We start from the raw sequence: 18762 nt of genomic DNA, 5'->3' as shown, positions 1-18762 counted from the left end.
GACCTAGCCGGTCACGGCCAGCGCGTCGATCTCGACGAGCATGACCTCGTGCGGGAGGTCGACGAAAACCGTGGTGCGGCACGGCAGCTGACCGCTCGGGACGTTCTCCGCGATGAACTCGCCGTACACGTCGTTCATCGCCGCGAAGTCGTCCCGGGTGGTGAGGTAGACACGGAACATCAGCACGTCTTCCACGCTCGCACCGCCGGCCTCGAGGATCGCCTTGACGTTCTCGAGGGTGCGACGGGTCTGCTCGCGCACGTCGCCTTCGGCGATGTACTTGTTCGTGACGGGGTCCATCGGGCCCTGCCCCGACACCTGGAGCATGTTGCCCTTCTTGATGCCCTGGCTGAACGTGTGCGCGGGGGCGGGGGCGCCTTCGGTGCGGATGACGGTGGTGTCGGACATATCGATACTCCTGTGTGTCGTTACTTTTCGGGTGGACGGGGGACGGTCAGGGCTGGGCGCGGTATCCGCAGTCTCGGGAGATCCGCGCCCCCACGGCCTGGAGGGGTTCGAGCAGGTCGAGGACGCGTTCGTAGCTGAGAACGACGTCGGGCACCGAGACCGAGACGGCGGCGACGACGCGACCGGACGCGCCACGAATGGGCACTCCGATGCAGTTGACGGACGGCTCGTTCTCCTCCTGATCGTGCGCCCAGCCCTGCTCTCGGACCATACGGATCTCGTCGAGGTAGCGTTCGGGCGTCGTGATCGTGTTGGCGGTGCGGGAGGAGAAGTCCATCGAGTCGACGACGGTCCGCAGTTCCGAATCCGGCAGGTCGGCGAGAATCACCTTCGCGACGGCGGTCGAATTGAGATTGGCGCGCAGCCCGATTCGCGAGTACATCCGAATCTGATCGTGTGATTCGAGTTTGTCGATGTACACCACGTCGCCGCCCTCCATCGCCGCGAGGTGCGTGGTGCGCCCGTACTCGCGGTTGAACGCGACGAGGTGCGGTGACGCGATGCGCCGCACCTCCCGCTGATCGGTGGCCTGTGCGGCGAGTTCGAAGATGCGGGAACCGAGGTGGTACTGGTTGCTGTTGTCGCGGAACGTGAACCGCTCGTCGGACAGCGTCCGCAGCAGCCGCAGCACGGTGGTCTTGTGGACTCCGGTCGATTCGGCCAGCTGGTCGAGGTTGGCGGGGCCGTTGCCGAGTTGCACCAGCAGGTGCAGGGCGCGGGAGACACTCTGACTCATCGTTCACTCCACTTTCACGAGAGAGAAGCCGTCGGCGGTGACGCTCGTTGCCGCCCAGTCCGATTCGGAACAGCGCAGCATCGCGTCGAGCAGTGCGGCGGGCGGCGGGGGCGCCGAGTCGGCGGCGACGGTCAGGGTGGCGGCGGCACCGATGTGCCCGCGGCGCAGGCAGCGCGCCTGATCCTCGCCGCGCACCACACCACTGAGATATCCGGCGGCGAAGGCATCGCCCGCGCCGACGGGTTCGATGACGTCCACGCGGAGTGCGGGAACGGCGATGCTGCGACCACTCCGGTCGACGGCCAGGGCCCGGTGCGCGCCGTCCTTGACGACGACGGTGGCGGGCGCGGGCAGGATCAGCCGCAACTCGTGCGGATCCGCGGTGCCCAGCACGCGCAGGGCCTCGTCGGCGCCGACGAGCACCAGATCGGCGAGATTCGCCAGTTCCACGACCATCCGCGGATCGCCGTCCGGCCACAGTTGCTCACGCCAGTTGACGTCGAAGCTGACGACACCGGAGATCCCCGGCCTGTCGCGGAGCAGTCTCCGCATCAGGGCGAGGCACGAATCGGACAGGGCCGGTGTGATTCCGCTGCAGTGGACCACGGCGGCGCGGCCGAACAGTTCCGCGACCGCCGGCCGGTCGAGGAATCCGGGGTCCATCGCCGACGCCGCCGAACCCGCTCGGGAGTACAGGCTGTCGGTCCGCGGCTCACCGTGCTCGTCGAGGGCGGTGGTCTTCGAGTAGTGACCGGTGGGCCGCTCGGGGTCGATCTCGATCGCGCGGACGTCGACGCCCCGCGCCCGCAGTTCGGTGCGGATGAGGGTGCCGAACTCGTCGTCGCCGAGTCGTCCGACCCAGGCGGCCGGGACACCGAGCGCGGCGAGACCCGCAGCGACGTTCGCCTCCGCGCCTGCGAGGTGGAGTGTCGAGTCCGGGGCCACCAGCACCATCGCCTCACCGAGGCACGCGACACCGGACTCGGGGGTGGGGGTCGATTCCTGCACTTCTTACCTCTGCGACTGCTCGGACCGGCACGGGATTGGGTTTCGAGAGCCCTCGCCGCGGTGATGCATGCCGCATCGGACCGTTGACGATGACCCAGGCCAATGCTAGACATAGGAGACGCAAAAACGCAATCAACGTTGCATACAGCGCAACGTAGCACTTCACGGCCCTTCTTCTGATGACGGCCAGCCCCACAGAACCCGAACGACAGGATCGACGATGACGATCAGCGGAACGGACGCACTCGATTCCGGTGCCTTGGCGGAGCTCGACGAGCTGCGCCTGTCCGACGTGGACAAAGCCCTCCCCTCCGCGGCGAACGGCCATACCAAGGCCGAGTTCCTCGCCACCCGGCCGAGGCTGTCCGCCTTCAGCACGCCCGTGATGGTCCTCGACGAGACGGCCATCGCCGGCAACCTCGACACGATGGCGGCCTGGTGCGAGGCGCACGGAGTCGATCTCGCTCCGCACGGAAAGACGACGATGTCTCCGGTGCTGTGGGACCGGCAGATCCGCAGCGGCGCGTGGGGGATCACGCTGGCGAACTTCGGTCAGCTGCGGGTGGCGGTGCGATTCGGCGCGCGCCGGGTGCAGATCGCGAACTCGCTCGTCGACCCGACCGCCCTGCTGTGGCTGGCCCAGCAGATGGAAGCCGACCCGGAACTCGAAGTCCTGATGTGGGCCGACTCCCCGCAGACGGTCGACGCGATGACCGCGGCGCTGGCCGGCGTCACCGTGGTCCGGCCGCTGCCCGTGCTCGTCGAACTCGGCGGAGCGGGAGGCCGCACCGGCGCCCGGTCGGTGGCCGAGGCCGTGGCGGTCGCCGAACGTATCGGGGAAAGCCCCGCACTGCGGTTGGCCGGCGTCTCCGGTTACGAGGGGGCGCTCGCCCACGACGCGTCCGAGGAGTCCCTCGCCCGGGTCCGGGCGTACCTCCGGTCGATGGCCGAACTGCACCGCCGGCTCGAGGACGAGGGGCGCTACCCGGAAGGTCAGGACGTCTACGTGACCGCAGGCGGCAGTGCCTATTTCGACGTGGTCGCCGAGGTGCTCGCCGAACTCGCGGGCGGCAGAACCAAAGTGGTGGTCCGCGCCGGCGCGTACATCATCCACGACGACGGCTTCTACACCGGGATCACCCCGTTCGCCCGCGGCGGAGACGAGCAGGAACGCCGCCTCACGTCCGCGATGCACACGTGGGCCCGGGTCGTCTCCCGCCCCGAGCCGGGCCTCGCCCTGCTCGACGCAGGCAAGCGCGACGTCCCGTTCGACGAGGGACTCCCCACCGCGCAGGCCGTCGCCGGCGCGCTCGGGGCGGCGCCGCAACCCCTCGTCGGCGCCGAAGTGACCGCCGTCAACGACCAGCACGCGTTCCTCCGGCTCGATCCCGCACGGCCCGAACACGATCTGCGCGTCGGCGACGTCGTCCGGCTCGGTCTCTCCCACCCGTGCACCGCGTTCGACAAGTGGCGGTGGATACCCGTCGTCGGTGACGACTCCGACGATCCCGTCGTCGTCGACCTGATCCGCACCTTCTTCTGATCCCCCGCCGAGGACTCACACCATGACCACTCTGATCCGTTCCGCCACCGTCGTCGACGGGTCGGAGGCGCCGAGGTACCGCGCCGACGTGCTCGTCGACGGCGACCGGATCGCCGACATCCGGCCCGAGGCAGACCACTCCGCGACCGCACTCCCCGCCGCGGATCGTGTGATCGACGCCGACGGCCTGGTGCTCGCGCCCGGCTTCATCGACATGCACGCCCACTCTGACCTGCAGATCCTGCTGAATCCCGAGCACCCGTCGCGGATCACGCAGGGGGTCACCACCGAGGTACTCGGCCAGGACGGACTGTCCTACGCACCCGTCACCGACGACGTGCTCGCCGTGGTCCGGCGCAAGATCGCCGGATGGAACACCGATCCCGAGGGCTTCGACTTCTCCTGGCGGAGCGTGGGCGAGTACCTCGACAGGCTCGATCGCGGGATCGCCACCAACGTCGCGTATCTCGTCCCGCACGGGGTGGTCCGGGCGCTGGTGGTGGGCTGGGACGATCGTCCGGCGACACGGCCCGAGATCGAGGAGATGCAGCGGATCGTGGCGCAGTCCATGGTGGAGGGCGCCGTCGGGTTGTCCGCGGGGCTGACCTACACGCCGGGGATGTACGCGGACAACGAGGAGTTGCTGGCACTGTGCCGGACCGTCGCCGAATACGGCGGCTACTTCTCCCCGCACCACCGGTCGTACGGCGCCGGTGCCATGGAGGCCTACGCCGAAATGGTGGATCTGACGTCGCGGGCCGGGTGCGCACTGCACCTCGCCCACGCCACGCTGAACTTCGGACCCAACAAGGGCCGCGCCCCGGAACTGCTCGCCCTGCTCGACGCGGCCGAGTCCGCCGGCGCGGACATCAGCCTCGACACCTACCCGTATCTTCCCGGCGCCACCACACTGTCGGCGATCCTGCCGAGCTGGGCGTCGGCGGGCAGCATGGAGCAGACCCTCGACCGGCTCCGGGATCCGGTTGCGCTCGAACGCATCCGGGAGCATCTCGAGGTCACCGGATCCGACGGCTGCCACGGCGTGATCGCCGAGTGGCACACCCTCGAGATCAGCGGCGTGCAGAATCCCGAACTCGACGCCTACGTCGGGAAGACCGTCGCGGACATCGCCGTCGCCGAGAATCGCGACCCCTTCGACGTGTGCATCGACATCCTGGTCCGCGACCAACTCGGCAGCGGCATCCTGCAACACGTCGGCCACGAGGAGAACGTGCGCGCGATCATGCAGCACCCCCGGCACACCGGCGGCAGCGACGGACTGCTGGTCGGCGCGAAACCGCACCCCCGCGGGTGGGGAACGTTCGCACGCTACCTCGGGCACTACAGCCGCGACCTCGGCCTGATGTCCCTCGAGGAATGCGTCGGTCACCTCAGCGGCCGCGCCGCGACCCGGTTGCGGCTCGTCGACCGCGGATACGTCCGCCGCGGCTACGCCGCCGACCTCGTGCTCTTCGATCCGGACACGGTCGGCGACACCGCGACCTACGCCCGGCCGCGTCAGGCTGCGGCCGGTTTCTCTCACGTATTCGTTCGTGGCCGCCTCGCCCTCGAGGACGGCCGCCTCACCGGCGCGACCGCCGGAAGATCGTTGCGCCGCGAACAAGGAGGAGCAGTCCGATGACCGAGATCGACATCCTGCGTGCCGACCGGGTACTGACGGTGGTGCGTGCGGAGACCATCCCCGACGCCACCGACCTGTGCCATGCGCTCGCCGAGGGCGGAATCCGGACGGTCGAGTTGACATTCACCACCCCCGACGTGCTCCACCACCTCGGCCGCGCCGCCGACGCCGCCGCAGCGGCGGGCAGCATTCTCGGCGTCGGGACCGTGATGACGGGCGATCAGGCCGCGGCCGCGATCGACGCCGGCGCCCGGTTCCTCGTCACCCCCGGTATCCGCCCGGACGTCGCGAAAGTCGCTACGGGACGGTCGATTCCCGTCTTCCTCGGCGCGTTCACCCCCACCGAGGTGGCGATGGCCGTCGACCTCGGATCCGCCGCGGTCAAGATCTTCCCCGCCAAGCGGCTCGGCCCCCGCTACCTCTCCGACCTGCACGGCCCGTATCCCGGCGTGGAACTCCTGCCGTCGGGCGGGATCAACGATTCCAACGCCCGCGAGTTCCTCGACGCCGGCGCACTCGCCGTGTGCGCGGGCACCAGCGTCGTCCCACCGTCCAGTGTCGCGGCAGGCAACTGGACCGACATCACCGACCGCGCCCGCGCGTTCGTCACCGCGCTCTCGGCCTGAGCACCCTTCCCCTTCTCCCTGGAGACGCAATGACGTCGTTCGTCGACTGGCTGCAGCACGACACAGCCGGACTCCTCACTCTCGCAGCGATATCCATCGCCGTGCTGCTGGTCCTCATCATCAAACTCAAGCTCGAGCCGTTCATCGCGCTGATCGTCGTCGGCGTCGGCGTCGCTCTCATCGCGGGAGTGTCGGTGGTCGAACTGGTGGGCACCCCGACGTCGGCGGCCGACTCCATTCTGGAGAAGGGCTTCGGCGGGATCCTCGGGCACATCACCCCGATCATCGGCCTCGGCACCGTCCTCGGCGCGATGATGGAACGCTCGGGTGGCGCCGACGTGCTGACGGAGCGTCTTCTGAAGTTGTTCGGGCCCAAGGGCGCACCGCTGGCGATGGGTGTCACCGGTCTCGTACTCGGCATCCCCGTCTTCTTCGACATCGGCATCTTCATCCTCGCCCCGCTGGTGTACGTGGCGGCCAAGCGCGGCGGTAAGTCGCTGGTGCTGTACGCGATGCCGATGCTCGCCGGCCTGTCCATGACCCACGCGTTCCTGCCCCCGCACCCGGGCCCCGTCGCCGCGGCCGGTCTGCTGCACGTCGACATGGGCTGGATCATCATCATGGGCCTCGCCTGTGGCATCCCCGCCTGGTTCGTCAGCGGCGTGGTCTGGGGTAGCTGGATCGGCAAGCGCGTGATCATCGAGGTCCCCGACGAGTTCATCCCGGAGGAGAAGGAAGCCGACAAGAACCCGCCGCCACTCTGGCTGATCTCGTTCATCATCCTGGTGCCGATGGTGCTGATCCTCGGCGCGACGGTCGGCAACGTGGTCCTCGAGGAAGGCTCGACGCTGCTGTCGGTCCTCATCTTCCTCGGCACCCCCACGATCGCGCTGACCATCGCCGTCCTGCTGGCGCTGTACCTGCTGGGGACCCGGCGCGGGATCACGGCGCAGGAGATCGGTGCGATGTCTGCGGCGGCGCTGAAGCCGGTCGGCATGATCCTGCTGGTCGTCGGTGCCGGTGCGTTCTTCGGCGCGGTCCTGCGGGCCACCGGAGTCGGACAGGCCCTGGCCGACTCGATGGACGCGCTCGGTCTCCCGGTCATCCTGTCCGCGTACCTGATCAGCTGCGCACTCCGCATCGCCCAGGGTTCGGCGACCGTCGCCATCGTCACCACCGCAGGCGTCATCGAACCGTCGGTCGCGGCCGGGAACTACTCGTCCGCGCAGATCGCCCTGATCGTGATCGCCGTGTCGGCCGGATCCATCATCGCCAGCCACGTCAACGACGGCGGATTCTGGATCGTGTCACGGTATTTCAACATGTCGGTGAAAGACACCCTGAAGACGTGGACGGTGCTCGAAACCATCCTGTCGGTGGTGGGCTTCGCGATGGCCTCGCTGATCTGGGTGCTCGTCTAGGTGCCGGAATCCGCGTCGCGCAGCACCCGGGCGGCTCCGGCGAACGTCCGCACCTGCCGGTCGTCCCAGACATGGGCAGGCACACCACCACCCAGCAGTGTGCGGACGAGGGCCGGGTCGTCGCCGATCGGCACGTCGCTGCCCGCGATCACGATGTTGCCGTAGCGGCGTCCCTTGAGCATCGCGGGATCGGCGATGATCGTGGTGTGCGGGAACACGCTGCCGATGGTCGCCGCCTCCCGGCGCGCGAGGACGAGGTCGCGGGTGTCGCCGCAGTTCACCACGTAGATGCCGCCGGGTGCCAGCACCCGCCGCACGTGCCCGGTGAACTCCGTGGTCGTCAACGGTGCCGGAGTCGTGTTGCCGGCGAACACGTCGCGAACGATCAGGTCGCGGCTCGACTCCGTCAACGTCTCGGTGACCGCCCGCGCCTCCCCCACCCGCAGTCGCAGCAGTGGGGCCCGCGGCAGGTCGAACCATTCACGGACCAGTTCGGCGAGCTTGCCGTCGAGTTCGACCACCACCTGCCGGGCGTCCGGATAGCGGGCGGCGAGATGTCGGGCGAGCGAGCAGGCGCCGCCCCCGAGGTGCAGGGCACGCACCCGCCGATCCGTTCCCCAGTGCGAGGCGACCAGTTCGGCGATCCACCGCATGTACTCGAAATCCAGATACGTGGGGTCCGACAGGTCGATGTGGGAACTCTCGACGCCGTTCACCTTCAGCACCCAGCCGTGCGGGTTGAGGTTGTCCACGGCGAGTTCGCACGTCCCCGTGTCGATCGGGTACACACCGGGGACCGGACCCCCGTCGGATGTCCCGGCAGCCCGACCGCCGCGCTGCCTGCCCATCGTCCGTCTTCCCTACTGCTCGCGCCGCCCGCTCGCGTCTGCTGCGAGAATCGTCCTCCCACGATACCGGTCCGACACGCGGGTGCCCTACCGTGGAGACGCGCACGAGAAGGGAAGACGATGGAACCTCAGGAAGTCGACTTCGCGCACACCGAGGGCGCGGCGAAGCGGCGACGAGAGAAGGCGATGGGACTCGCGCGGTACGTGTGGGATCGCGGGATCAGCGGTCAAGAACTGCTCGACCTGACCGACAGCACGCTGCGCAAACTCGCCCGGGCGGCCGAGACGAACCCGCCGAGCACCATGGAAACCTGGCTCACCGTCGTCGAACTGCTCGATCAGAAGACGGCGTGGGCGCAGCGCCACCCCGACCATCCCGCCGCCACCCCGGCACACCGCGACGAGAAGATCATGTGGGTCACGCCGCCGGTCCAACCCTGGACCTGAACCGCTAGATCTCGCGCCGGCGTTCCCCTGCCTCACCTCACCCCTCCCCCTCCCCTCCCCTCCCCTCCCCTCCCGGACGAACGGGACGCTCGTTCGATCGAACGCAACGAGCGTCCCGTTCGTCGCGGCGGGCAAGGCGGCTGGGTGGAGGTTGATGGCAGGCTAGAGGTGTGAGCACCTCGGACTCGGTCGGCGGTGCCCGGGTGGGAAAACGCACCGGGCGTCCCCGATCGCTGTCCGAGGACGACATCGTGCAGGCGGCCCTCGCCGACAACCTCAGCACCCTGACGATGCCCGCGGTGGCGCGCCGGCTGGGGGTCAGCCACTCCACGATCTACCGCTACTTTCCCGACCGCGAGGCGCTGCTGCGGGCGTGCGTCGATCACGTGGCCCGGTCGATGGACTGGCCCGACCCCGAGTTGGACTGGCGGGAACTGCTTCTCGCGTTCGCGGACCGGTTGTGGGCGAGCTTCGAACGGTACCCGGGGCTGGCGCAGGTGGAGTTGACCGTCCCCGGCACACCGTCCGGGGTGGTGGACTGCATCGAAACACTCGTGCTGTCGCTGCACCGGCAGGGATTCTCCACACGGGACGCGTTGCTGGTCGTCGATTTCGTCGCCGAACTGACCATGACGCAGTTCTCGATGATGGGCGGTCTGGACGACACCGTCAGCCCAACCGATTCGCGGACCGCCCGGGAGGCGTATCAGGACAGCTGGGGCGGCTCGCCGGTGCTGGCGCAGGCCCTCGGCGACGAATCGACGTGGCAGGACCGCGGCTGGATGGAGGACAAACTCGCCCTCGTGCTGGACGGTCTTGCGCTCCGCCGCCTGTGAGTACTTGTCAACGTCCTGGGGGATGTTGCGGAATTGAGTGAGGGTGGTGTGGCCCTCTCGTGGCTTGTGGCGGGTGCCGGTGCGGGCGGGGGTGGCCCCGCCTGGTCAGGTGGTGGCCGGGAGGGTGTGTCCTGCGGTCAGGTGGGTGAGGATCTTGCCGATGTTGTGGACCGCGGCGTGGAAGGCCCATTCGCTGCGGGCCCGGTCGAGGCCGCGGCTGGTGAACCGGCGGAATCCGAGGTTGTGTTTGGCGTGCCCGAACACGGTTTCGGCGATGGGTGAGCGTTGGCGGTAGGTGGCGATGCCGGCCTCGGTGCGCAGTCGGTGGGTCATCGCTGCGATCGGATCGGCGTGTGGTGGTGGGGATCCGGTGACCGGGTTCTCGGCCGCCGCGGTTTCGAGATCACGGGCTTTGCCGGTGGCGATCAACCGGTCCGGGCCCGGGGCGGTCAGATTCTCGCGGGAACAGTAGCCGGCGTCGAAGAGCATCACCCCGATCAACTCCTCCGGAGCCGGAGCCGGAGCCGGAGCGGGGGCGGGGTTCGGGTTGGTGTGGCGGCGGGTGGTGTCGATCAGTTGCGCGGCCTTACCGGCCTTGTCGACCATCTCGGGGAAGTAGTCGTAGTCGGCGGGGCCGGTCCCGACCCCGGTGGCCAGGATCACCCCGTCCACGCTGGTGAAGGCCTGGCAGTTGTAGCCCTGCAGCCAGCCGCCGCCGCGTAGCGGCTGCAGCCGCGAGTCGGGGTCGGTGGTGTTGCGGCGACGCTGCCCGGCGGTGGCATCGCGTGCGGCCTGCTTGCGCAGGGCGGTGTCGAGTTCGGTGCGCCGCCGCCGGACCAGGTGGTGCTCGTCGACCGGTTTCGGGACGAACCCGCCCCGGGCCCCGGACGCGGTGCGCTCCTCGAATCGGTCGAGCACCGCCTGCTGGGCGGTGACCGCCTGGGCCAGTCGCCGCTCGGCGGCGGCGACCTCGGCCCCGACCGGGACCCGGCCCATCACCGTCTGGCCGGCGTCGAGCCGGGCCAGGTAGTGCCGTGACTTCCCGTCCCGCTCGGCCTGCTCGGCCCGCTTGTCCGCGTCGAGCTGCGCCAACGCCTCCGCGATCCGCGCCGACCGGGTGCCCGGATCGGCCAACTCCGCCGGCACCTGGCCCGGGCCCGGATCGTCCTCGCCGTAGAGGTCGTCCTCGGCATCATCGGTGGCCGCGTGCGCCGCCGCGGCGGCCGCGGCGATCCGCGCGGCCTCGGCGGCGGCGGCCTTGCGGAGCCCGGCCTCGGTGCGGTTGGCGTCCTTCGAGGCGTTCGAGGCGATCTTCACCCCGTCCAACGCGATCGTTTCGAGCCGCCCCAACCCCAGCGACGCCGCCAGGATCAGGACCTGCGTGAACAGGTCCTGACAGGCGGTGTGATTGTCCTTGCGGAACCGGGAGATCGTCACGTGGTCGGGGGTGTCGCCGGCGCAGATCACCCGGTAGGACACCACCTCGGTGCAGGCCCGCTCGATCTGCCGGGAGGACCGCATCCCCCGTGACCACGCCCAGATCAGCAGGGTCACCAGCATGTCCGGGTCGTACCCGGCCCGGCCGGCGCCCCCGGTGCGACGAGAAGCGTGGAACGCCGAGGTGTCGAGGTGCTCGTCGACGATCTCGATCACCGTCCACACCGGATGCGTGGGCGGCACCCACTCCCGCATGTCCGGCGGCAACAGGAACTGCTGATCACGATTCACCGGTCGATATCCCTTGGCCACCAACACATTATCCAGGAAACCCCAGGTCAGACCATGGTGACACGCGGACACCCCGACCCGGAATTTTGCAACAGCCCCCCTGCGGTTGACAAGTACTCACGGGATCTCCAGTATTTGATCGTCGGACGCTCCCGGATCGCCGCGGCCGTCGCGGTTGCTGGTGCTGAACCAGACGGTGCCGTCCGGTGTCGCGACGACGGTCCGCAGCCGCCCGTATTCGCCCTCGAACAACGACTGCGGTTCACCGACCGCACCGTCTGCGCCCACCGGGATCCGCCACAGCCGTTCGCCGCGCAGCGCCGCGACCCACAGCGCGCCGTCGTGGAACGCGAGACCAGACGGGGACGCCTCGCCGGTGGACCATTGGATCACCGGGTCGACGAAGCCCGCCTCGCCTGCCCGTCCCTCGACCTCCGGCCATCCATAATTGGCGCCGGGTTCGATCAGGTTCAGCTCGTCCCAGGTGTTCGCGCCGAACTCGGTGGCCCACAGCCTGCCTGCGTCGTCCCACGCCAGGCCCTGCACGTTGCGGTGCCCGAGCGACCACACGGGCGATCCGAGAGTCGGATTGTCGGCCGGGATCGATCCGTCGGGGTCGATGCGCAGGATCTTCCCGCCGAGCGACGACGGGTCTTGGGCGCGCGGCCTGTCGCCGGCTTCACCGGTGGCGACGTACAGCTTGCCGTCCGGGCCGAACGCGATCCGGCCGCCGTCGTGGATCGATCCGGCGGGGATGCCGGTGAGGATCGGGGCCGGCTCGCCGAGGCTGTTGCCGTCGAAGCGCAGGGAGACCACCCGGTTGTCGTCACCGGTGGTCAGGTACGCGTAGATCGTCCGATCCCTCGCGTAGTTCGGCGAGACGGCCAGGCCCAGCAGTCCCGATTCGCCCTGCGCCGACACACCGGGCACCTCGCCGATCACGGTGGCGCTCCCGTCCGCCTGCAGGTGCCGGATGGCGCCGCTGTCCCGTTCCGCGATCAGCGCCGTCCCGTCCGGCAGAAACGCTATCCCCCACGGCACGTCGAGGTCGGACGCCACGACGGCCGGCGCGGCTGCGGACGGCGCGGCGGCCGCGCTGGTCGGCGACACCTGCGCCGAACTCCCCTCGGACTGGCAGGCCGCGCACGCGACAACCAGCAGCGCCGCGGTGGCCGCGAAAAGTCGCTGTCCCATGGATGTCCTCCCGTCGCGCGACCGCACCCTGTCCATACTCCCCCACCGCGCAGCGCAAAGCGTCCTCCCGAGCGCGTCCGGTGCCTAGACTCGAACCATGGCCACGTCTTCCCGAGCCGGTAGGACCACGGTGATCGATGCCCGACGTTCGGCCGGTAAGGCCGCACGCGAAACACTCTCCCGCAAAGCGCAGGGTGCATTCGCCCTTCCCGAGCGCGACCCGGTGGCGGTGATCGAAGAGCAGAACACCACCCGGCTGCAGACCCTCGTGCCGATCCGGGTCGGACGGATGCTCGAATCACCGTTCGCTATGTACCGCGGGTCGGCCGCGATGATGGCACACGATCTCGCCGACTTACCGGTCACCGGCTGCCAGGTCATCGCCTCGGGCGACGCGCACCTCGCCAACTTCGGGCTGTTCGCCTCACCGGAACGCCGGATGCTGTTCGACCTCAACGACTTCGACGAGTCCTACCCGGCGCCGTGGGAGTGGGATGTGCGCCGCCTCGCCGCGAGCGTGTGGATCCACGGACGCGCCAACTCGTACACCGAGGCGCAGTGCGCCGACGCCACGGGCGCAGCCGTCCGCGCGTACCGCAACACTTTGAGTGCACTGTTTCAGCTGACCGCCACGGAGCGGTACTACTTCCAGGAGGAGACGGACGTCCTCGAGCACGACCCGCGCGCGCAGAAGCAGCGGATCCGCGCGATCGCCGAGAAGGCACGCAAACGGACGTCCGAACAGGTCCTCCGGAAGCTGACCACCATGGAGGAGGACGGCAAGCCCCACATCGTCGACCAGTTCCCCGTCATCCGACATTCGACGAAATACGACCTGGACCGCATCACCGAGTTGTACCTTCTGTACCTCGACACCCTGCGCGCGGACATTCGACTGTTGCTGACGCAGTACGAAGTGGTCGATTATGCGATGCGCATCGTGGGCGTGGGCAGCGTCGGGACCCGCTGCTGGTTGCTGCTGCTGCAGGGGCCGGCCGGCGAGCCGCTCTTCCTGCAGGCCAAGGAAGCACCGCGGTCGGTTCTGGAGACGCACGGGAAGGTCGCGACCGCACCGGACTCGATCATTCGTGCGGTCGCGAAGAACGGTCAGGGTTCCCGGGTCGTCGGCGCGCAGCGCATCCTCCAGGCGCAGTCGGACCCGTTTCTGGGGTGGGTGCGCGGCGTCGAGGGCGACGACGGACTTCGGCGCGACTTCTACCTGCGGCAGTTCCGCGACATGAAGGGGTCCGTCGACCTGCAGACCCTGGAACCGGCGCAGTCCATGAAATATGCAGCACTGTGCGGCACGATGCTCGCCCGTGCGCACAGCCAGAGCCCCGGATCAGCCTTCGTCGCCGGGTATCTCGGCAACGGGGAATCGTTCGACCTGGCGATCACCGCCTGGGCCCGACTGTATGCGGACCAGTCCGAGAAGGATTACGACGCGCTGCGGGCGGCGGTGAAGTCGGGGCGGCTTCCCGCGGAGACCGGTCTGTAGACCGGTACCATGACGGCGTGTGCGAAACAGGTGGCTGCTGAGGTGGCCGAGCAGCCGGCATCGGGTGAACGGTACTTCCTCGAGTCACTGGACCGCGGACTGAGCGTCCTCGAATGTTTCGACGAGCAGCACCGGGAGCGCACGCTGAGCGAGGTGGCGCAGAGCGTCGGGATCACCCGCTCCACGGCGCGCCGCATTCTGCTCACCTTGGTGGACAAGGGTTTCCTGCGTCTCGACGGCCGTAACTTCTCGCTCACGCCCCGGGTGCTGCGGTTCGGTTTCTCGTATCTTGCCGCGCTGCGACTGCCGCAGGTCGCCGATCCGCACATCGAGGCTCTCGCGAAGGAACTGGGCGAGACCATCTCCGTCACCATCCTCGACGGCCCCGACGTGGTGTACGTGGCGCGGGTCCGCTCACCCCGGATCATCCGCATCTCCATCACGGTGGGCATGCGGTTCCCCGCGTACGCGACGTCCACGGGGCGGGTGCTGCTGGCGGGACTGTCGGCCGACGCTCTCGGCGACTACCTGAAGACCACCACGTTCCAGTCGTTCACCCCGCAGACGATCTCGGACGTCGACCAGCTGCGCACCGCGGTCGGGCAGGTCGCCAGGGACGGCTGGTCGATGTCGGAGAACGAACTCGAGGTCGGCATCCGCGGCGCGGCCGTTCCCATCCGCGATCGGACGGGCGCCGTGGTCGCCGCCCTCAACTCCTCGCTGCAGGGCACCCAGTACACGCGCTCCGACGTCGAGGCGACGGTGGTGCCGAAACTCGTCGCGACGGCGGAGCGGATCGGTTCCGACCTGTCGCTGGGCTGACCGCCTACGCGGCGCGCCGGGACTGCTGGTCGACGAGCATCAGCACGTGCGCGTACATGCGCTCGAAATCCGGTGTGACACCGGTGAACAGCTGGAACGCGTCGGCGGCCTGAAAGACGTTCATACCGGCGCCGCCGAGGGTGGGCGCACCGAGCGCGCGGGCCGCCCGGATCAACGGCGTCTCGATCGGCCGGTAGATCACGTCGGCGACCCAGAGGTCGGGGCGCAGCAGTTCCACGGGCACGGGGGTGCCGGGGAATCCGACCATGCCGATGGGTGTGGCGTTGATCAGACCGGACGCCTCCGCGAGCGGCCCGGCGATCTCCGACGCCGGAACCGCGTCGACGACGCTGCCGGGAAACAACTTTCGCATCGTGTCCCGGCAGTGCTCGGCACGATCGGGATCGACATCCGTCACGGTGAGGTGCCCGGCGCCCCGGGTGAGCGCCGAGTAGGCAACGGCGACCCCGGCGCCGCCTGCCCCGATCTGCACAACCCGGTCGAGGCTCGCACCCGGCAGTTCGCGGCCCAGGCTGCTGCCGAACCCGGTCCAGTCCGTGTTGTGCCCGACGGCCCTGCCCGCGGTGAACACCACCGTGTTGACGGCCTCGAGTCGCGCGGCGTCCGGCGACAATTCGTCGAGGTACGCCATCACCTGCTGCTTGTACGGGTGGGTGACGTTGAGCCCGTCGAACCCCCACTGCCGTGCCAGGTCGATGATGCCCTCGACGGTGGCCGCCGCCCCGTGCAGACGCTCGAGGTCGAGGAGCCGGTACACGTAGTTCATCCCCTGCGCGTGCCCCTCGGCCTCGTGCAGTGCGGGCGAGAACGAACCGTCGATCCCGTCTCCGATGAGTCCGCAGAGCACCGACTGTGCAGCCATGACCGTCGTCTCCTCGTCTACCGGCTCAGTGCGCGTTCTCGAGCTTCGCGGCCGTGGCGGCGTCCGCCACGTCAGCAGCCGAATCGGGTTGCAGTCGCCACGCGATCAGGGCGCTGGCGACGCAGCCGCCTGCCAGGTACACGGCCACCAGGTGCCAGGACCCGCCGCTCGCGGTGACCAGGGCCGCCGCGATGAACGGGGTGAAGCCGCCGCCGATCGCGCTGGCCACCTGGTACCCGACGCCCGCACCGCTGTACCGGTACTCCGCTCCGAACATCTCGGTGAACAGCGGCTGCTGCACGCTGACGACCATGTCGTGGGAGATGTTGACCAGCAGCACGGCCAGGATGACGGTGCCGATCATCGACCCGTGCTCGAGGAAGATGAAGAACGGGAACGCGCACACCGCGCCGATCAGTGCGCCGAGGATGTAGACGCGGCGCCGGCCGTGCTTGTCGGACAGCCAGGCGAACAGCGGGATGGTGCCGATACCCACGGCGCCGACGAGCAGACCGACGTTGAGCATGAAGTTGCGCTCCATCCCCAGTTCCTGCGTGGAGTAGCTGAGCGCGAACGTGGTGACGATGTACATGGAGAACAGTTCGGCGAAACGCAGGCCGATGATCTGGAGGAACGCCTTCGGGTGGTTACGCAGTGCCTCCACGAGCGGGATCCGCTTCTTCTCCTCCGGGCTCTCCTCTTCGACCTTCTCGACCTTCTCGACGAATTCGGGGCTCTCCTGCACTCCAGCGCGGATCCACAGACCGATTCCGACCAGGACGACGCTGGCGACGAACGGAACACGCCAACCCCACTGGCTGAACGCGTCCTCGGTGGTCAGGTTGCTCATGAGCATGACGAATCCGGTGGCGAGGATGAGTCCGACCGAGTACCCGACCTGCACTCCGCTGCTGTAGAACGCCTTCTTCTTCGGCGGCGCGCTCTCGACGGCCATCAGCGCGGCCCCACCCCACTCGCCGCCGACGGCGAAGCCCTGGATGGCGCGCAGCGTGACGAGCAGCACCGGCGCCCACCAGCCGATCGACGCGAAGGACGGCAGCAGTCCGATCAGCGCGGTACTCGTGCCCATGATCAGCACGGTGAGGATCAGCATCCGCTTGCGTCCGATGCGGTCGCCGTAGTGGCCGAACACCACGCCGCCGAGCGGGCGGAACAGGAATCCGACGCCGAACGTCGCGAACGCGGCGAGGGTTCCGATCGCCGGGCTGACGTTCGGGAAGAACTCCGAGTTGAACACCAGTGCCGCGACCAGCCCGTAGAGCAGGAAGTCGTACCAGTCGATGACCGCGCCGACGAAGCTGCTCAGCGCTGCTCTTCGCGCCTGCTTCTCGGCCGCCGGGGTGAAGGCGTGATCGCTCATTCCGATGTCCCGTCTACGTTGATGCCGGACCCAGTGTGTTCGTATGCCGAACGCGTGTCCGCTGGTTGAATAATGTGACGGTAGCCATAGCGTTTCCGCCTTGTCAAGGCCGCATAGATGCGTGGTACTGCCGATTCGTCTATCCCGGCCGCTCCAAATTCACCGAATCGGCGGTTCCGCGGCCGTCGCGACTCGTCCACACTTTCTCGAATCAGCGACCCACATCACATCCGGAGTAGCGCCGAAGGGATTTCTCCATGTCAGGAACCACCGATCCGCAACTTCAGCACACACTGAAGAAGCGGCACCTCTCGATGATCGCTATCGCGGGGGTGATCGGAGCAGGCCTCTTCGTGGGCTCCGGGGTCGCGATCCGCGAGACGGGCCCCGGCGTTCTGGTCGCCTACGCACTCGCAGGCATCGTCGTCATCCTCGTGATGCGCATGCTCGGCGAGATGTCGACCGCCAACCCCGAGACCGGTTCGTTCTCCGCGTACGCGGACCAGGCGATCGGCCGATGGGCGGGATTCAGCATCGGCTGGCTCTACGCGTGGTTCTGGATCATCGTCCTCGGCATCGAGGCGACAGCGGGCGCCGTCATCATGAACCGGTGGATCCCCGACGTCCCGCAGTGGAGTTGGGCACTGATCCTGATGGTGCTGCTCACGCTGACGAACATCGCGTCCGTGAAGTCGTTCGGCGAGTTCGAATTCTGGTTCGCGTCGATCAAGGTCGCGGCGATCGTCATCTTCCTGGGACTCGGCATCCTCGCGATCTGCGGATTCCTGCCCGGTGTCGAAGCACCCGGACTCACCAACCTCACCGGTCACGGCGGGTTCTTCCCCAACGGGGCAGGTGCCGTCTTCGCGGCGGTACTCGTGGTCGTGTTCTCCTTCTTCGGCGCCGAGATCGCCACCATCGCGGCCGGTGAATCCGCGAACCCCGTCGCGGCGGTGCGCAACGCCGTGCGGTCCGTCGTGTGGCGCATCCTCATCTTCTACATCGGGTCCATCGCCATCGTCGTGACGCTGCTCCCCTGGGACGACGCCTCCGTCGCGCTGAGCCCATACGTCGCGGTCATGGATTCGTTCGGCATCCCGGCGGCAGGCAACATCATGGACGTCGTCGTGCTCACGTCCGTGCTGTCCTGCCTGAACTCCGGCCTGTACACGGCGAGCCGCATGATCTTCTCGCTCTCCCGCCGCGGCGACGCCCCGGCCTCGTTGTCGGAGATCGGCTCGTCCGGCGTTCCGCGCCAGGCCGTGCTCGTCTCGACGGTCGTGGGGTTCCTGACAGTGGGCCTCAACTTCCTGTACCCGGACACCGTGTTCCTGTTCCTCGTCAACTCCTCGGGCGCGATCGCCCTGTTCGTGTGGCTGGCGATCTCGGTGTCGCAGCTGCGCATGCGGCGCCGGCTCGAGGCCGAGGGCAAGGACCTCACGCTGAAGATGTGGCTGTTCCCGTATCTGACGTGGTGCACCATCGCCGCCATCATCGCGCTCTGCATCGGCATGCTCGTGCTGCCGGAGACCAGGAGCCAGATGTACGTCTCGATGGGCCTCGCCGTCGTGGTGGTCGGAATCGGGATCTACCGTCAGCGGACCCGTCAGGCCGGCGACGCGGCTCCGGATCCCACGACCTCCGGCGAAGAAACGGTCGACGCCCTCCGCCCCTGAGCCCG

Annotated in this window: 17 protein-coding genes; 9 read left to right on the top strand and 8 right to left on the bottom strand. The window is 68.6% G+C overall.

Features of this window, described 5'->3' with window-relative positions:
* Nucleotides 1-3 precede the first annotated feature (3 nt).
* From CJ179_RS17065 to CJ179_RS17055, 3 genes are read right to left on the bottom strand one after another with little or no spacing between them, the layout of a single operon-like run.
* Nucleotides 4-408, bottom strand: a complete 405-nt coding sequence (locus CJ179_RS17065) for a RidA family protein (RefSeq protein ID WP_005251231.1) — start codon at nt 406-408, stop codon at nt 4-6.
* Between the two features lie 46 nt (nt 409-454).
* Nucleotides 455-1204 carry an IclR family transcriptional regulator gene (locus CJ179_RS17060; RefSeq protein ID WP_072946380.1) on the bottom strand — a complete coding sequence of 250 codons (750 nt, stop codon included), beginning with the start codon at nt 1202-1204 and terminating at the stop codon, nt 455-457.
* Nucleotides 1205-1207: 3 nt separating this feature from the next.
* Nucleotides 1208-2212 carry a sugar kinase gene (locus CJ179_RS17055; protein WP_143051451.1) on the bottom strand — a complete coding sequence of 335 codons (1005 nt, stop codon included), beginning with the start codon at nt 2210-2212 and terminating at the stop codon, nt 1208-1210.
* 220 nt (nt 2213-2432) lie between these two features.
* On the opposite strand from CJ179_RS17055, the gene CJ179_RS17050 reads away from it, so the two are divergent.
* The 4 genes from CJ179_RS17050 to CJ179_RS17035 are packed head-to-tail and all read left to right on the top strand — an operon-like array spanning nt 2433 to nt 7444.
* Nucleotides 2433-3755 (top strand): amino acid deaminase, encoded by a 1323-nt coding sequence (locus tag CJ179_RS17050; protein ID WP_095862326.1) that lies wholly within the window; start codon nt 2433-2435, stop codon nt 3753-3755.
* Between the two features lie 22 nt (nt 3756-3777).
* Nucleotides 3778-5397, top strand: coding sequence for an amidohydrolase family protein (locus CJ179_RS17045; protein ID WP_072946382.1), 1620 nt, complete (start codon nt 3778-3780; stop codon nt 5395-5397).
* Nucleotides 5394-6023 carry a bifunctional 4-hydroxy-2-oxoglutarate aldolase/2-dehydro-3-deoxy-phosphogluconate aldolase gene (locus tag CJ179_RS17040; protein ID WP_095862325.1) on the top strand — a complete coding sequence of 210 codons (630 nt, stop codon included), beginning with the start codon at nt 5394-5396 and terminating at the stop codon, nt 6021-6023. The genes CJ179_RS17045 and CJ179_RS17040 overlap by 4 nt, the downstream gene beginning before the upstream one ends.
* A gap of 29 nt (nt 6024-6052) precedes the next feature.
* Nucleotides 6053-7444, top strand: a complete 1392-nt coding sequence (locus tag CJ179_RS17035; RefSeq protein WP_095862324.1) for a GntP family permease — start codon at nt 6053-6055, stop codon at nt 7442-7444.
* Here the strand turns inward: CJ179_RS17035 and CJ179_RS17030 are convergent.
* Nucleotides 7441-8292 carry a spermidine synthase gene (locus CJ179_RS17030; RefSeq protein WP_095862323.1) on the bottom strand — a complete coding sequence of 284 codons (852 nt, stop codon included), beginning with the start codon at nt 8290-8292 and terminating at the stop codon, nt 7441-7443. The genes CJ179_RS17035 and CJ179_RS17030 overlap by 4 nt on opposite strands.
* A 120-nt stretch (nt 8293-8412) precedes the next feature.
* On the opposite strand from CJ179_RS17030, the gene CJ179_RS17025 reads away from it, so the two are divergent.
* Entirely contained in the window at nt 8413-8739 is a 327-nt protein-coding gene (locus CJ179_RS17025; RefSeq protein WP_072946386.1) for a hypothetical protein, read from the top strand.
* Between the two features lie 170 nt (nt 8740-8909).
* Entirely contained in the window at nt 8910-9575 is a 666-nt protein-coding gene (locus CJ179_RS17020; protein WP_072946387.1) for a TetR/AcrR family transcriptional regulator, read from the top strand.
* A 105-nt stretch (nt 9576-9680) separates the two neighbouring features.
* On the opposite strand, the gene CJ179_RS17015 is transcribed toward CJ179_RS17020, so the two are convergent.
* Nucleotides 9681-11303 carry a transposase gene (locus tag CJ179_RS17015; protein ID WP_095862724.1) on the bottom strand — a complete coding sequence of 541 codons (1623 nt, stop codon included), beginning with the start codon at nt 11301-11303 and terminating at the stop codon, nt 9681-9683.
* 117 nt (nt 11304-11420) lie between these two features.
* Entirely contained in the window at nt 11421-12497 is a 1077-nt protein-coding gene (locus CJ179_RS17010; RefSeq protein ID WP_095862322.1) for a sorbosone dehydrogenase family protein, read from the bottom strand.
* A gap of 97 nt (nt 12498-12594) precedes the next feature.
* Here CJ179_RS17010 and CJ179_RS17005 point away from each other — a divergent pair, with 97 nt between their 5' ends.
* Both CJ179_RS17005 and CJ179_RS17000 read left to right on the top strand, forming a co-directional pair.
* The gene (locus CJ179_RS17005) at nt 12595-13995 is read left to right on the top strand and encodes a DUF2252 domain-containing protein (RefSeq protein ID WP_179377606.1); all 1401 of its coding nucleotides are present in this window, start codon (nt 12595-12597) and stop codon (nt 13993-13995) included.
* Nucleotides 13996-14037: 42 nt separating this feature from the next.
* Entirely contained in the window at nt 14038-14817 is a 780-nt protein-coding gene (locus CJ179_RS17000) for an IclR family transcriptional regulator C-terminal domain-containing protein (protein WP_072946423.1), read from the top strand.
* 4 nt (nt 14818-14821) lie between these two features.
* Here the strand turns inward: CJ179_RS17000 and CJ179_RS16995 are convergent, their stop codons facing one another.
* Entirely contained in the window at nt 14822-15700 is an 879-nt protein-coding gene (locus CJ179_RS16995) for a shikimate dehydrogenase (RefSeq protein WP_095862320.1), read from the bottom strand.
* A gap of 25 nt (nt 15701-15725) precedes the next feature.
* Nucleotides 15726-17081, bottom strand: a complete 1356-nt coding sequence (gene shiA / locus CJ179_RS16990; protein WP_072946391.1) for a shikimate transporter — start codon at nt 17079-17081, stop codon at nt 15726-15728.
* Between the two features lie 257 nt (nt 17082-17338).
* Between shiA and CJ179_RS16985 the strand changes: the two genes are divergently transcribed.
* On the top strand, nt 17339-18757 hold the full coding sequence (locus CJ179_RS16985) for an amino acid permease (protein ID WP_072946392.1): 1419 nt from the start codon (nt 17339-17341) through the stop codon (nt 18755-18757).
* The last annotated feature ends 5 nt before the right edge of the window (nt 18758-18762 follow it).

Source organism: Rhodococcus sp. ACS1 (genome assembly GCF_002300155.1).
Lineage (GTDB): Bacteria > Actinomycetota > Actinomycetes > Mycobacteriales > Mycobacteriaceae > Rhodococcus_F > Rhodococcus_F koreensis.
The sequence above is the reverse complement of the archived record's forward strand: the minus strand, read 5'-3'. Positions and strand labels throughout refer to the sequence as shown.